We start from the raw sequence: 14961 nt of genomic DNA, 5'->3' as shown, positions 1-14961 counted from the left end.
GGTTCACGACAAAGTGAACCACGCCAAGGGGGGCCCGAACGGGGGGCTCGGCAAGGTACCGTCGTTCATAAGGCAGCACCAGGAGTCGCTGGACCTAGGCGTCTCCCAGGCGAAGGGGAAGCACACCGTGGCACGCATCGGTGACGGCGGCGATCTGCTCAAGTGCTCGTTCTGTGGCAAGAGCCAGAAGCAGGTCAAGAAGCTCATCGCAGGCCCCGGTGTGTACATCTGCGATGAGTGCATCGATCTCTGCAACGAGATCATCGAGGAAGAACTCGCGGAGACGAGCGAGGTCCGCTGGGAGGAACTCCCCAAGCCCCGCGAGATCTACGAGTTCCTGGAGGGGTACGTCGTCGGCCAGGAGGCCGCGAAGAAGGCCCTCTCCGTCGCGGTGTACAACCACTACAAGCGGGTCCAGGCGGGTGAGAACGGCGGCGGTCAGAACCGGGACGACGCCATCGAGTTGGCGAAGTCCAACATCCTCCTGCTGGGTCCCACGGGCTCCGGCAAGACCCTGCTGGCCCAGACACTCGCCCGGATGCTCAACGTCCCGTTCGCCATCGCCGATGCGACGGCGCTGACGGAGGCGGGCTACGTCGGCGAGGACGTCGAGAACATCCTGCTGAAGCTCATCCAGGCAGCGGACTACGACGTCAAGAAGGCCGAGACGGGCATCATCTACATCGACGAGATCGACAAGGTGGCCCGCAAGAGCGAGAACCCGTCGATCACGCGCGACGTGAGCGGTGAGGGTGTCCAGCAGGCGCTGCTGAAGATCCTGGAGGGCACGACGGCCTCGGTCCCGCCCCAGGGCGGCCGCAAGCACCCGCACCAGGAGTTCATCCAGATCGACACGACGAACGTCCTGTTCATCGTGGGCGGCGCCTTCGCGGGCCTGGAGAAGCTCATCGAGTCCCGCGCGGGTGCGAAGGGCATCGGCTTCGGCGCGACGATCCGCTCGAAGCGCGAACTGGAGGAGAAGGACCAGTTCGAGGACGTCATGCCCGAGGACCTGGTCAAGTTCGGCATGATCCCCGAGTTCATCGGCCGGCTCCCGGTCATCACGTCGGTCCACAACCTCGACCGCGCGGCGCTCCTCCAGATCCTCGTCGAACCGCGCAACGCGCTCGTCAAGCAGTACCAGCGTCTCTTCGAACTCGACGGTGTGGAGCTGGACTTCGAGCGCGAGGCGCTCGAGGCCATCGCCGACCAGGCCATCCTCCGCCAGACCGGCGCGCGCGGCCTGCGCGCCATCATGGAGGAGGTCCTCCAGGCGGTGATGTACGAGGTCCCCTCGCGCAAGGACGTGGCGAGGGTCGTCATCACGGCCGACGTGGTCCTGTCGAACGTCAACCCGACACTCATCCCGCGGGACGCCCGCGGGCGGGGCCCGGGGGAGCAGAAGACGGCGTAACCCGCAGATGTACACACCAGGCACATGACGAAGGGCCCCGGTCGACCGACCGGGGCCCTTCGTGTGTCGACGTGAACGGTCAGATCTTGACGCGGACGTCGTCACGGAGCTTGCTGGCGGTCTCGGCCGCGACGTCCATCGACCCGCTCTTGCCCGCGATGATGCTCGCCGTGTCGTACGAGACCACGTAGGCGACGGTGCTGTGGTCGCCCCAGATGCAGATCGGCATCCGGGTCGTCTTGCCGCTGGCCTCGGTCTCCACGAACTGGCACTTCATGACACCGTTCTTGAAGCCGGCGGGCGTCATCTTCTGAGGGCTGCCGACGAGTTTGCCGTCGGAGGCGGAGCCCTTCTCGGACTCCTTCTTGGTGTTGGCGAACATGGCGTCGATGACCTTCTCCGGGTCGTCGATGCTGCCGTAGACGCCGCTGAACGTCACCAGCTTGCCGTTGACGGGGCTGCCGCTCTGGTAGCTCGCGCTGACGTCCTTGGGGTTCTCGACGCCCCAGCTCTCGGCGTCCTTGATGTCCGACTTGGACATGGTGCCGGACTTGGCGTCGCCGCTCTTCTTGTACGTGTCGTCGATCACGGTCGCCGGCGCCGTCAGCTTGTGCGCCCCGTCGTCCCCGACCGAGGCGCCGCCCCCGCCGCCACCGGCGAGGAGGGCCGCGCCCACGGCGATCACGGCCACGACCGCCACCGCGCCGATGATGAGCGCCGTCTTCTTCTTGCCGCCGCCGGGCGCGGGCGGCTGCGGAGCGCCGTAGGGCTGCTGACCGTAAGGGGGCTGCTGACCGTAGGGGGGCTGCTGGCCGTACGGCTGCTGCTGGCCGTACGGAGGCGTCTGGGGCGGGGCACCCTGGGGCGCCTGGGGAGCCTGCTGGGGATAGCCGTAGCCGGGCTGCGGGGGAGTCCCCGGAGCCTGTGCCGGGTAGCCGTAGCCGGGCTGGGGCGCCTGCGGCGGCTGGCCGTACGGGCCAGGCTGCCCCGGCTGACCGCCGTACGGTCCGGGCTGCTGGGGCTGCCCGCCGTACGGGCCCGGCTGGTTGTAGCTCATTCTGGGTTCCCCTCCAGATGCTTATGTGTTCCTGACATCCTGGCGCAACGCCCGGGATGCCACGGCAGTGGGGGGCGGACCGTTACGAAAGAAACGCGTTTAGGGACAGGGCGGTGACGCCTCTAAACTGACCCCGTGACCGAGAACTCTCAGCAGCCGCAATCAGCGCCCACTTCCGAACTGCCGACCCAGTACGCGCCGGCCGAGGTAGAGGGGAAGCTGTACGAGCGCTGGGTAGAACGGGGTTACTTCGCCGCCGACGCGAAGAGCGACAAGCCCGCGTACACCATCGTCATCCCGCCGCCGAACGTCACCGGCTCGCTGCACCTGGGCCACGCCTTTCAGCACACGCTGATGGACGCGCTGACGCGCCGCAGGCGCATGCAGGGCTACGAGGCGCTCTGGCTCCCCGGCATGGACCACGCCGGTATCGCCACCCAGAACAAGGTCGAGCAGCAGCTCGCCGAGGAAGGCAAGTCGCGGCAGGACCTGGGGCGCGAGGAGTTCGTCGAGCGCGTCTGGCAGTGGAAGGAGGAGTACGGCGGCAAGATCCTCGGCCAGATGCGGCGCCTCGGTGACGGTGTCGACTGGGACCGCGAGCGGTTCACCATGGACGAGGGGCTGTCCAAGGCCGTCCAGACCATCTTCAAGAAGCTGTTCGACGACGAGCTGATCTACCGCGCCGAGCGCATCATCAACTGGTGCCCCCGCTGTCTGACGGCGATCTCCGACATCGAGGTCGAGTACCAGGAGGACGACGGCGAGCTGGTCTCGATCAAGTACGGGGAGGGTGACGAGACCCTCGTGGTCGCCACCACCCGTGCCGAGACGATGCTCGGTGACACGGCGGTCGCCGTCCACCCCGACGACGAGCGGTACAAGCACCTGGTCGGCAGGCGCATCAAGCTTCCGCTGACGGACCGTACGATCCCGGTCGTCGCGGACACCCACGTCGACCCCGAGTTCGGCACGGGCGCCGTGAAGGTCACCCCCGCCCACGACCCGAACGACTTCGCGATCGGCCAGCGCCACGGCCTCGAGTCGATCACGGTCATGGACGAGCGGGCCGTCATCACCACCCACGGCCCCTTCCAGGGCCTCGACCGCTTCGAGGCGCGCAGCGCGATCGTCGCCGCGCTGCGTTCGCAGGGCCGGATCGTCGCCGAGAAGCGCCCCTACGTCCACTCCGTGGGCCACTGCTCGCGGTGCAGGACCACCGTCGAGCCGCGTCTGTCCATGCAGTGGTGGGTCAAGGTCGGCCCGCTCGCCCAGGCGGCCGGTGACGCCGTCCGCGACGGCCGGGTCGCCATCCACCCCGCCGACATGTCGAAGCGCTACTTCGACTGGGTCGACAACATGCACGACTGGTGCATCTCGCGGCAGTTGTGGTGGGGTCACCGGATTCCCGTCTGGTACGGGCCCGCCGGCGAGGTCGTCTGCCTCGGCCCCGACGAGGAGCCGCCGGGCACGGAGGCCGAGGGCTGGAAGCAGGACACGGACGTCCTGGACACCTGGTTCTCGTCCGGCCTGTGGCCGTTCTCCACGCTGGGCTGGCCCGAGCGGACCGTGGACCTGGAGAAGTTCTACTCGACCGACGTCCTGCTCACCGGCCACGACATCATCTTCTTCTGGGTCGCCCGGATGATGATGTTCGGCCTGTACGCGATGGACGGCGAGGTGCCCTTCAAGACCATCGCCCTCACCGGCCTGGTCCGTGACGAGCGCGGCAAGAAGATGTCGAAGTCCTTCGGCAACGTGGTGGACCCGCTCGACTGGATGGACGCGTACGGCTCGGACGCCGTCCGCTTCACGCTCGCCCGCGGCGCCAACCCCGGTACGGACGTGCCGATCGGCGAGGACTGGGTCCAGGCGTCCCGGAACTTCGCCAACAAGATCTGGAACGCCACCCGTTTCGCGCTGATGAACGGCGCGACGGTCGAAGGGCCGCTGCCGGACCCGGAGAAGCTGTCGGCAACCGACCGGTGGATCCTGTCGCGGCTGAACAAGACCGTGGCCGAAGTCGACGCGTTCTACGAGGACTTCCAGTTCGCGAAGCTGTCGGACGCGCTGTACCACTTCGCGTGGGACGAGGTCTTCGACTGGTACGTCGAGCTGTCCAAGACGACGTTCATGGCGGGCGGCGAGCCCGCGGAGATCTCGGGCCGGGTGCTCGGCGAGGTCCTCGACGTGACGCTCCGCCTCCTCCACCCGGTCGTCCCGTTCGTGACGGAGACGCTCTGGACGACGCTGACCGGCGGCGAGTCGGTCGTCGTCGCCGACTGGCCGAAGGACAGCGGGTTCCGTGACGCCGCCGCCGAGCGGGAGATCGAGACGCTCCAGCAGGTCATCACGGAGGTCCGCCGCTTCCGCGCCGACCAGGGGCTGCAGCCCGGTCAGCGCGTTCCGGCCCGGTTGACGCTCGACGGGACCGCGCTGGCCCCGCACGAGGCGGCCATCCGCCAGCTGCTGCGCCTGCAGCCGGAGGGGGAGGCCTTCGCGGCCACGGCGACGCTGCCCGTCGCCGGTGCCACGGTGGCGCTCGACCTCTCCGGCACGATCGATGTGGCGGCCGAGCGCAAGCGGCTCGCCAAGGATCTCGCCGCCGCGGAGAAGGAGAAGGCCCAGGCGAACGCCAAGCTCGGCAACGAGGCGTTTCTCGCCAAGGCTCCGGACCAGGTGGTGGAGAAGATCCGTACGCGGCTCGCCAAGGCGGACGAGGACATCGCGCGGATCCGGACGCAGCTGGAGCGACTGCCGCAGGCATGAGGCTGGCCGACGAAGGCCCTTCGGGACCCTTGAGGTTCCGGGGGCCTTTGTCGTTTCTGCGGGTGCGGGTGCGGGTGCGGGTGCGGGTGCGGGTGGGTGGGGGTTGCTCGCGCAGTTCCCCGCGCCCCTTGGGCGGGGATTCGGCCCGGTCTCTCGCGTGCGGGCCGGTGGGGGCTGGTCGCGCAGTTCCCCGCGCCTTTTGGGCGGGGCCTCGCCCCCGGTGGGTGTTTCAGCCTGTCCGGCGTTCGAGGACGAGGCCGTTCAGGCCGATGCGGGGGTCCGGGGGGCGCAGCGCCCCTGGCCGGTCCCTGGGCGAGCGGAGTCGAGGCCGCGGGGCCGGTGGGGGCGGGAACCCCCGGAGGGGCGCGGCTCCGTAGACTGGGAGGGTGAGTGAGCTCCCCCCGTACGACGACAGCAGCGAGTCAGGCGAATCGGAACCGCGGGATCCGATCGGTCTCTTCGACGAGATCGTCGCGGCCGAGACCGACCGTGACCCCGATCTCGCGGTGATCGAGGCCGGCAGCCGCACCCTGCGTGCCCGGGGCAGCGCCGCCGAGCGGGCCGACGTGCCCGCCCGCCCGGCCGACCCCGAGATCGACAGGGCGTTGCGCGAGGTGGAGGCCGAGCTCGCCACCCGCTGGGGCGAGACCAAGCTGGAGCCCTCCGTCAGCCGCATCGCCGCGCTGATGGACGTGCTGGGCGAGCCGCAGCGCGCGTACCCCTCGATCCACATCACCGGGACGAACGGCAAGACGTCCACCGCACGCATGATCGAGGCCCTGCTGGGCGCCTTCGACCTGCGCACCGGCCGGTACACCAGCCCTCACGTCCAGTCGGTCACCGAGCGGATCAGCCTCGACGGGACCCCGGTCTCCGCCGAGCGGTTCATCGAGACGTACGAGGACATCAAGCCGTACGTCGAGATGGTCGACTCCCAGCAGGAGTACCGGCTCTCCTTCTTCGAGGTGCTCACGGCCATGGCGTACGCGGCCTTCGCGGACGCTCCCGTGGACGTGGCCGTCGTCGAGGTCGGGATGGGCGGCAGCTGGGACGCCACCAACGTGATCGACGGCGCCGTGGCCGTCGTCACCCCCATCGACCTCGACCACACCGACCGCCTCGGCACGACCCCCGGCGAGATCGCCACGGAGAAGGCCGGCATCGTCAAGCAGGACGCGACCGTCATCCTGGCGCAGCAGCCGGTGGACGCGGCCCAGGTGCTGCTGAAGAAGGCAGTCGAGGTCGATGCCACCGTGGCCCGCGAGGGCCTGGAGTTCGGGGTCGTGGCGCGGCAGGTCGCCGTGGGCGGTCAGCTGGTCACGCTGCGCGGGCTCGGCGGGGAGTACGAGGAGGTCTTCCTGCCGCTGCACGGCGCGTACCAGGCGCACAACGCCGCCGTGGCGCTCGCCGCGGTCGAGGCGTTCTTCGGCGTCGGTGCCGCGCACGCGCAGAGCCTCGACATCGACACCGTCCGCAAGGCCTTCGCCTCGGTGACCTCACCGGGCCGCCTGGAGATCGTGCGCCGCTCGCCCACCGTCGTCCTGGACGCCGCGCACAATCCGGCGGGCGCCCGTGCCACCGCCGAGGCCGTCAGCGAGGTCTTCGACTTCAGCCGGCTGATCGGTGTGGTCGGCGCGAGTGCCGACAAGAACGTACGGGGGCTGCTGGAAGCCTTCGAGCCGATCTTCTCCGAGGTCGTGGTCACGCGGAACTCCAGCCATCGCGCGATGGACGTGGACGAGCTGGCCGGGATCGCCGTCGAGATCTTCGGCGAGGACCGGGTGCAGGTCGAGCCGCGCCTCGACGACGCGATCGAGGCCGCGATCACGCTGGCCGAGGAGGAGGGCGAGTACACCGGCGGCGGCGTCCTCGTCACCGGTTCCGTCATCACCGTCGGCGAGGCCCGACTGCTTCTGGGAAGGCGCTGACCCCCGTGCGTACGCTCTGTGCTTCGACCCTGATCGGCGAGTTCTTCGTCGTCGGCTTCGCCGGGCTGGTCGCGATGAAGGACCCGGGGCTGTCCACGTCCACCGTCTGGACGGTCAGCGGGATCGTCATGGTGCTGAGTGTCCTGCTCTGTGGCATGATCACCCGGCCCGGCGGCGTGCAGCTCGGCTGGGCCCTCCAGATCGTGCTGATCGCCGGCGGGTTCTTCGTGACCTCGATGTTCTTCCTGGGCGCGATCTTCGCGGCGCTGTGGTGGGCTTCGGTGCACTACGGCCGGAAGATCGACGAGGCGAAGGCCCGGTTCGCCGCGCAGGCGGAGGCGGAGGGGCACGCCGTGTAGCGGACGCGCCCCACGACTTCCGCGCAGGTCCCGAGGCCGCGTATCACCTGACTCTGCGTGACACCCACCCCGACACGCCCTGTAGCCTCGGTCACCCGCACACTTGTGACCTGAAGGAGCACCACCGTGAGCCAGCGCACCCTCGTCCTGCTCAAGCCCGACACCGTCCGTCGTGGCCTGACCGGCGAGATCATCAGCCGCATCGAGCGCAAGGCCGGCTGGCAGATCACCGCGCTGGAGCTGCGGACGCTGGACCAGGACACGCTGGAGCAGCACTACGGCGAGCACAAGGGCAAGCCGTTCTACGAGCCGCTCGTCGAGTTCATGGCGTCCGGCCCGGTCGTGGCGCTGGTCGTCGAGGGTGAGCGGGTCATCGAAGGGGTGCGGGCGCTGGCCGGCCCCACCGACCCGATCGCCGCGGCCCCCGGCTCCATCCGCGGGGACTTCGGCGTGATCGTCCGCGAGAACCTGATCCACGCCTCCGACTCCGAGGAGTCCGCCGAGCGTGAGCTGAAGATCTTCTTTCCCGGCCGCGGCTGAGTTCCACGGACCGCGCGAGCGCTAATTTTCCGCGAATTTTTCGCGGGATCGTCTCGTCATTCGGATGTCCGCTCCGGGGCGGCCGTGAAATTTCCGGCCGTCCTGTGGCATATGCGTGCCGATTGGGGGAACGCGTGCCCCCGATGGCCCGTCTCCACAAGCGGGGCGGCGTCGCACATGCTGACAATGGCGAAGACCCTCGCGCAGTGTTCGTGCAGGCGCGTCTACGATGTAAGCCTTCACGTCACAGCACCCACCTCGCCTTACCTGACAAGCCGTCAAAGCTCCACTTGGGAAGGCCAGACGAATCCTGATGGGGAACTCAATGTCGTTCATCGGCCGTGACATGGCTGTCGACCTCGGGACCGCCAACACGCTGGTGTACGTCAGGGGTCGCGGGATCGTACTCAACGAGCCGTCCGTCGTCGCGATCAACACCAACACCGGTGGCATTCTCGCGGTCGGCGCGGAGGCCAAGAAGATGATCGGGCGGACCCCCGGCAACATCGTTGCCGTACGTCCGCTGAAGGACGGTGTCATCGCCGACTTCGAGATCACCGAGCGCATGCTCCGCTACTTCATCCTGAAGATCCACAAGCGGCGCTATCTCGCCCGTCCACGTGTCGTCGTCTGTGTGCCCTCCGGCATCACGGGCGTCGAGCGCCGTGCCGTCATCGAGGCGTCGTCCCAGGCCGGCGCCCGCCAGGTGCACATCATCGAGGAGCCCATGGCCGCGGCCATCGGTTCCGGCCTGCCGGTCCACGAGGCCACGGGCAACATGGTGGTGGACATCGGCGGCGGCACCACGGAGGTCGCGGTGATCTCGCTCGGCGGCATCGTCACCGCCCAGTCCATCCGCGTCGCGGGCGACGAACTGGACAACGCGATCATCCAGCACATCAAGAAGGAGTACAGCCTCCTCCTCGGTGAGCGGACCGCGGAACAGATCAAGATCACGATCGGTTCGGCGTACGACCTCGACACTGACGAGCACACCGAAATCCGTGGCCGGGACCTTGTGTCCGGGCTGCCCAAGACCGTCGTCATCTCCGCGGCCGAAGTCCGCAAGGCGATCGAGGAGCCGGTCAACGCGATCGTCGACGCCGTGAAGACGACGCTCGACAAGTGCCCGCCGGAGCTGTCGGGCGACGTGATGGACCGCGGAATCGTTCTGACCGGCGGCGGAGCCCTGCTGCGGGGTCTCGACGAGCGGCTGCGCCGCGAGACCGGCATGCCGATCCACATCGCCGAGGACCCGCTGGACAGCGTCGCGCTCGGCGCCGGCAAGTGCGTCGAGGAGTTCGAGGCGCTCCAGCAGGTGCTGGACGCCCAGCCGCGCAGATGAGGTAACTCTTCGGTTCCGCCGTACGAGATGATCTCCTCTCGTACGGCGGATCGTTGATATAGAGGCATAAGCTCACCCAAAGAGCCTCTTGGGGCAGCCTCTTGGGGAGGCCCTCCGGTCAGCCCTGCGGGCTGCCCTCTTTGGGTACGACGAATTCCGACGAGGAAGGCACGGCCGCCGCACGTGAGGGACACACGAGAGAGCCGGCTGCTCCTGGTGCTGCTGATCGCCATCGCGTTCGCTCTGATCACGGTGGACATCCGGGGCGGAGAGGACTCACCGGTCCAGGGCGCCCGTCAGGCCGCCGCGACGGTCTTCGGCCCGATCGAGAACGGGGTGTCCTCCGCGGTCGACCCCGTCGGCAACGCGATCACCGCGGTCCGTGACTCGGACGACCGGCACGACCGCGTCGCCCGGCTCGAGCACGACAACGCGGCGCTGAAGGCGAAACTCGGCAGCGACGACCGCAACCGCAGCCGGCTGGGCCAGCTCAACAAGGTGCTGCGCATGGCCGGCGACGGACAGTACGGCATCAAGGGCGCCGAGGTCATCGCCATAGGAGCGGCCCAGGGCTTCTCCTGGACCGTGACGATCGACGTCGGCGCGAACGACGGCATCACCCGCGACATGACCGTGCTGAACGGGGACGGGCTGGTCGGACGCATCACCACCGTCGGCCCCGACACCTCCACCGTGCTGCTCGCCAACGACCCCGACTTCACGGTCGGCACACGCATGGAGTCGAGCGACGAACTCGGCTTCGCCTCCGGACAGGGCGACCGCCCGCTGCGGGTCGAGCTGCTCAACGGCAAGGCCAAGATCAAGAAGGGCGACCGCCTGGTCACGTTCGGCTCGCAGGCCGACAAGCCCTTCGTGCCCGGCGTCCCGGTCGGCGTGGTCTCCCGCGTCGACCCCTCCGGCGGCGGCCTGACCCGCACGGTCTACGTGACGCCGTACGCCTCGTTCACGAAGCTCGACATCGTCGGCGTCGTCGTCCAGGCCCCCCGCAAGGACCCCCGCGACGAGGTCCTGCCCCCCAAGCCCAGACCGACGCCCACGCCGACCGTGACCGTCACGGTCACCCCCTCGGCGGACGCCCCCCTCGACGGCCAGCAGCAACAGCAGTAGGAGCCGAACCCCATGCGTCTCAACCGGATGCTGCTCTCCACCACCCTGGTGGTCGTCGCCCTGGTGATCCAGGTGAGCGTCCTCGCCCGTCTCCACCTCCCCGGTGCCGTCCCGGACCTGGTCCTCCTGACCGTGCTGGCCCTCGCCATGGTCTACGGCCATGTCGGCGGCGCCCTCATCGGCTTCGGCGCGGGCCTGCTCGCCGACCTCGCCCCGCCCGCCGACCACGCCGCCGGGCGCTACGCCCTCGTGCTGTGCGTCATCGGCTATCTCGCCGGTCTGGTGAAGCCGGAGAACGGCCAGCTCAAGTCCGCGACCGGACCGATGGCCGTGGTCGTCGCCGCCGCGGTCGGTTCCACCCTGCTCTACGCCGGTGTCGGCGCCCTCGTCGGCGACACCGCCGCCCGCCATGTGGGCCTCGGCAGCCTGCTGTTCACGGCCGCGCTGTACGACTTGCTGCTCGCGCCGTTCGTGGTGCCGGGCCTGATGGCGCTGGCCCGGCGCGCGGAGAACAACCCGCTCGGCGAGTCCGGCGCGTCGGCCAAGGCCGCCGATGTCTCCTCGGGGTGGCTCGCCTCCGGCACCGGTCTGCGCATCGGCAGCCAGCGCGGTATGCGGGTCAAGGCGGCCAGGGCGCGCGTCGCCCGCGCGGGGCGCATCAAGGGGGTCAAGCGACTGTGACCGCGGATGAGTTCACTCCGGGCGCCGTGGCTGGCGTACACAGGTTGGCCGGGTATTCGTATGTCTCGTACACACACTGAGAGGGGGAGGCAGCAGCAGTGACCAACATCCCCGAGACCGGCAGGACCCCACGGGTCCAGATCCGACTCGTCGTCATCCAGATTCTCGTGCTCTCCCTCCTCGGCACCCTCGGCGGCCGCCTCTGGTACCTCCAGATCCGCAACGGCGACGAGTACGCCAAGGAAGCCTCCGGCAACCACGTCCAGCAGGTCGTCCAGCCCGCCGTGCGCGGCTCGATCCTCGACGCGCGCGGTGTGCCGATCGCCGACAACGAGACCCGGCTCGTGGTCTCCGCCTCGCGCACCGACCTCCTGAAGATGAAGGACGACGGCAAGGCGGTCCTGACCAAGCTCGCCGGCGTGCTCGGCGAGAAGCCCGAGGACGTCATCCAGAAGGTCCGGCTGTGCGACGCGAAGACCCCGCAGCCCTGTTGGAACGGCTCGCCCTACCAGCCGATCCCCATCACGGACGAGGCCACCGCCAAGCAGGCCCTGCAGATCCGTGAGCGCTCCGAGGACTTCCCCGGCATCACCGCCGAGCCCGAGGCCGTACGGCGCTACGCCGCTCCCGGCAAGTCCAACGCCGCACAGGTCCTCGGCTACCTCTCGCCCGTCACCGACGCCGAGATCACCAAGGCCAAGGACACCGAGTCGCCGTACCTGCGCTCCGACCAGGTCGGCCGCTCCGGTCTCGAGCGCCAGTACGACAAGGAACTGCGCGGCAAGGCCGGCGTCACCCGCTACGAGGTCGACAACCTGGGCCGTGTCATCGGCAAGGCCAAGAGCGACAAGGCCGAGTCCGGTGCGAACCTCGTCACCAGCATCGACGCCCGGGTCCAGCGCGTCGCCGAGTACGAGCTGAACAACGCGATGAAGATCGCCCGTACCCAGTACGACAAGATCACCAGCGAGAATTACAAGGCCGACTCCGGCGCGGTCGTCGTGATGGAGGCCAAGACCGGCCGGATCGTCGCCATGGCGTCCAACCCGACGTACGACCCGAACGCCTGGGTCGGCGGCATCTCCGCCAAGGACTACACGCGGCTCACCGGCAAGGGCTCCGACTACCCGCTGCTCAACAGGGCCATACAGGGTCAGTCCGCGCCCGGTTCGACGTTCAAGGTCGTCTCCACGGCCGCCGCGGTCGAGGCCGGCTACGACTTCGACGGCAACTACCCCTGCACGAGCTCCTACTCCGTGGGCAGCCAGGTCTTCAAGAACTTCGAGGGCGAGAACTTCGGCCCCATCTCACTCGGCCGGGCCCTCGAGGTCTCCTGCGACACCGTCTTCTACGGCCTCGCCGACAACGAGTGGAAGAAGGACGGCGGCATCAACCCGAAGAAGACCCCCAAGGACTACTTCTACAAGGCCGCCCACCAGTTCGGCCTCGGCAAGGAGACCGGCGTCGACCTGCCCAACGAGGTCACGGGCCGCGTCCCCGACCGCCAGTGGAAGCAGAACTACTGGAAGGCCAACAAGGCCGTCTGGTGCAAGACCGGCAAGAAGAACGGCGACTACGTCCAGCGGATCGCGTACGAGAACTGCCTCGAAGGCAACAAGATGCGCGAGGGTGACTCGATCAACTACTCCATCGGCCAGGGCGACACCCTCGTCACCCCGATCCAGGAAGCCATGATCTACGGGGCGATCGCCAACGGCGGCACCGTGCACACGCCCACCATCGGCAAGGCGATCGTCAGCGCCGACGGCAGGAGCGTCAAGGAGATCAAGCCCCAGGTCCGCGGGAAACTGCCGGTCAGCAAGGCCACGCTCAAGGGCATGAACGCGGCCCTGGAGGGCGTCGTCACCCGCGGTACGGCCGCCTGGAAATTCGGTGGCTGGCCGCAGGACAAGATCCCGCTGCACGCCAAGACCGGTACCGCCGAGGTCTACGGCAAGCAGACGACGTCCTGGCTCGCCACCTACTCCAAGGACTACACGATCGTCATGACGATCGCCCAGGCCGGTACGGGTTCCGGAGCCTCCGGTGAGGCCGTCCGCAACATCTACAACGCCCTGTACGGCGTCTCGCCCGACGGTGCCGTCGACAAGAAGAAGGCCCTGCTCCCCACCCCGCAGAAGAGCCTTCCCAAGATCCAGCCCGACGGCTCGATCGACTCCCCGGAGATCTCCAAGGACCCGGCCAAGGACCAGCAGGCCAACAAGAAGGACACCTCCGACACCACCGACCAGAACCAGGACGGGGCCACCACGCCGTCGCCGAATACGAGCAACCGCGACACCCGCAGGCGCGCGCAGCGCCCGCGGAAGCGGCGGAGGACGAGGATCCTGACATGACCGGAGCGAACAACTTCTCCGTCTCCGGGTACGGCCCCGAGCGCGGCGGAATGTCGCGGCTCCTCGCCCGCGACTCGCTGGCCCGCCGCCTCGACTGGCCGATACTGCTCTCGGCCGTCGCGCTGTCGCTGATCGGCTCGGCCCTCGTCTACTCGGCGACCCGCAACCGCACCGAGATCAACCAGGGCGACCCGTACTACTTCCTCATCCGCCACCTCATGAACACCGGCATCGGCATCGCTCTGATGATCGGCACGGTCTGGCTCGGCCACCGCACCCTGCGCACCGCGGTCCCGATCCTGTACGGCCTCTCGGTCTTCATGATCCTGCTGGTGCTCACCCCGCTCGGCGCGACGATCAACGGCCAGCGCAACTGGCTCGTCGCGGGCGGTCTCTCGCTCCAGCCCGCCGAGTTCACCAAGATCACGATCATCCTGGGCATGGCGATGCTGCTGGCCTCCCGGGTGGACGCGGGCGACAAGCAGTACCCGGACCACCGCACGGTGCTGCAGGCACTGGGCCTCGCGGCCGTCCCGATGATGATCGTCATGCTCATGCCCGACCTCGGCACGATCATGGTCGCGGTCATCATCGTGCTCGGCGTGCTGCTCGCCTCCGGTGCCTCCAACCGCTGGGTGTTCGGCCTGCTCGGGGCGGGCGCGCTGGGCGCGGTGGCGATCTGGCAGCTCAAGATCCTCGACGAGTACCAGATCAACCGCTTCGCCGCCTTCGCCAACCCCGACCTCGACCCGGCAGGCGTCGGCTACAACACCAACCAGGCGCGGATCGCCATCGGCTCCGGCGGCCTCTTCGGCACCGGCCTGGGGCACGGCTCCCAGACGACGGGCCAGTTCGTCCCCGAACAGCAGACGGACTTCGTCTTCACGGTCGCGGGCGAGGAACTGGGCTTCGTTGGCGCGGGCCTCATCCTGTTCCTGCTGGGCGTCGTCCTGTGGCGGGCCTGCCGCATCGCCCGCGAGACCACCGAGCTGTACGGCACGATCGTCGCCGCAGGCATCATCGCCTGGTTCGCCTTCCAGGCCTTCGAGAACATCGGCATGACGCTCGGCATCATGCCGGTCGCCGGCCTCCCCCTCCCCTTCGTCTCCTACGGCGGCTCATCGATGTTCGCGGTATGGGTGGCGGTGGGCCTGCTGCAGTCGATCAGAGTCCAACGGCCCATGTCGGCGTAGGCATCCGGCGGTTGGACGGGGATGTCTCCCGTCGGGCGCCCCACCGGGCGCCCCGCTCCGCAGGGCGCGTTGCGCCGGTCTCCGGGGCCGCCCGACGGTGGGCCGGCCCGACTCGTGTCGGGGTGCCGTGCGCCGAACGGTGGTTGCCGTCCCCCGGACGCCGGTCGGGACGGTTCGTTCAGGGCGGCCCGGT

At 68.9% G+C, this 14961-nt stretch carries 11 protein-coding genes; 10 read left to right on the top strand and 1 reads right to left on the bottom strand.

Annotated elements, in window-relative coordinates:
• Positions 1-127 precede the first annotated feature (127 nt).
• Positions 128-1414 carry an ATP-dependent Clp protease ATP-binding subunit ClpX gene (gene clpX, locus OHB41_RS17560; protein WP_266699180.1) on the top strand — a complete coding sequence of 429 codons (1287 nt, stop codon included), beginning with the start codon at positions 128-130 and terminating at the stop codon, positions 1412-1414.
• Between the two features lie 79 nt (positions 1415-1493).
• Here clpX and OHB41_RS17555 read toward each other — a convergent pair whose 3' ends face one another.
• Complete coding sequence (locus OHB41_RS17555; RefSeq protein WP_266699179.1) at positions 1494-2471, bottom strand: hypothetical protein; 978 nt, start codon at positions 2469-2471, stop codon at positions 1494-1496.
• A 135-nt stretch (positions 2472-2606) separates the two neighbouring features.
• Here OHB41_RS17555 and OHB41_RS17550 point away from each other — a divergent pair, with 135 nt between their 5' ends.
• The 9 genes from OHB41_RS17550 to rodA all read left to right on the top strand — a co-directional run bounded on the left by OHB41_RS17550 (position 2607) and on the right by rodA (position 14768).
• Positions 2607-5237 carry a valine--tRNA ligase gene (locus tag OHB41_RS17550; RefSeq protein WP_266699178.1) on the top strand — a complete coding sequence of 877 codons (2631 nt, stop codon included), beginning with the start codon at positions 2607-2609 and terminating at the stop codon, positions 5235-5237.
• Positions 5238-5623: 386 nt separating this feature from the next.
• Complete coding sequence (gene folC, locus OHB41_RS17545; RefSeq protein WP_266699177.1) at positions 5624-7165, top strand: bifunctional tetrahydrofolate synthase/dihydrofolate synthase; 1542 nt, start codon at positions 5624-5626, stop codon at positions 7163-7165.
• Positions 7166-7170: 5 nt separating this feature from the next.
• A complete protein-coding gene (locus tag OHB41_RS17540; RefSeq protein WP_266699176.1) occupies positions 7171-7524 on the top strand; it encodes a DUF4233 domain-containing protein in 354 nt (117 codons plus the stop codon).
• A 126-nt stretch (positions 7525-7650) separates the two neighbouring features.
• Complete coding sequence (ndk, locus tag OHB41_RS17535) at positions 7651-8064, top strand: nucleoside-diphosphate kinase (protein ID WP_266699175.1); 414 nt, start codon at positions 7651-7653, stop codon at positions 8062-8064.
• Positions 8065-8389: 325 nt separating this feature from the next.
• Entirely contained in the window at positions 8390-9409 is a 1020-nt protein-coding gene (locus OHB41_RS17530; RefSeq protein WP_153290602.1) for a rod shape-determining protein, read from the top strand.
• 183 nt (positions 9410-9592) lie between these two features.
• On the top strand, positions 9593-10537 hold the full coding sequence (gene mreC, locus OHB41_RS17525; RefSeq protein ID WP_266699174.1) for a rod shape-determining protein MreC: 945 nt from the start codon (positions 9593-9595) through the stop codon (positions 10535-10537).
• 12 nt (positions 10538-10549) lie between these two features.
• Complete coding sequence (gene mreD / locus OHB41_RS17520) at positions 10550-11218, top strand: rod shape-determining protein MreD (protein WP_266699173.1); 669 nt, start codon at positions 10550-10552, stop codon at positions 11216-11218.
• A 98-nt stretch (positions 11219-11316) separates the two neighbouring features.
• On the top strand, positions 11317-13575 hold the full coding sequence (gene mrdA, locus OHB41_RS17515) for a penicillin-binding protein 2 (RefSeq protein WP_266699172.1): 2259 nt from the start codon (positions 11317-11319) through the stop codon (positions 13573-13575).
• On the top strand, positions 13572-14768 hold the full coding sequence (gene rodA, locus OHB41_RS17510) for a rod shape-determining protein RodA (protein ID WP_266699171.1): 1197 nt from the start codon (positions 13572-13574) through the stop codon (positions 14766-14768). The genes mrdA and rodA overlap by 4 nt, the downstream gene beginning before the upstream one ends.
• Positions 14769-14961: the final 193 nt, after the last annotated feature.

Source organism: Streptomyces sp. NBC_01571, assembly GCF_026339875.1.
Lineage (GTDB): Bacteria > Actinomycetota > Actinomycetes > Streptomycetales > Streptomycetaceae > Streptomyces.
This window is presented reverse-complemented; position numbering and strand designations above follow the sequence as displayed.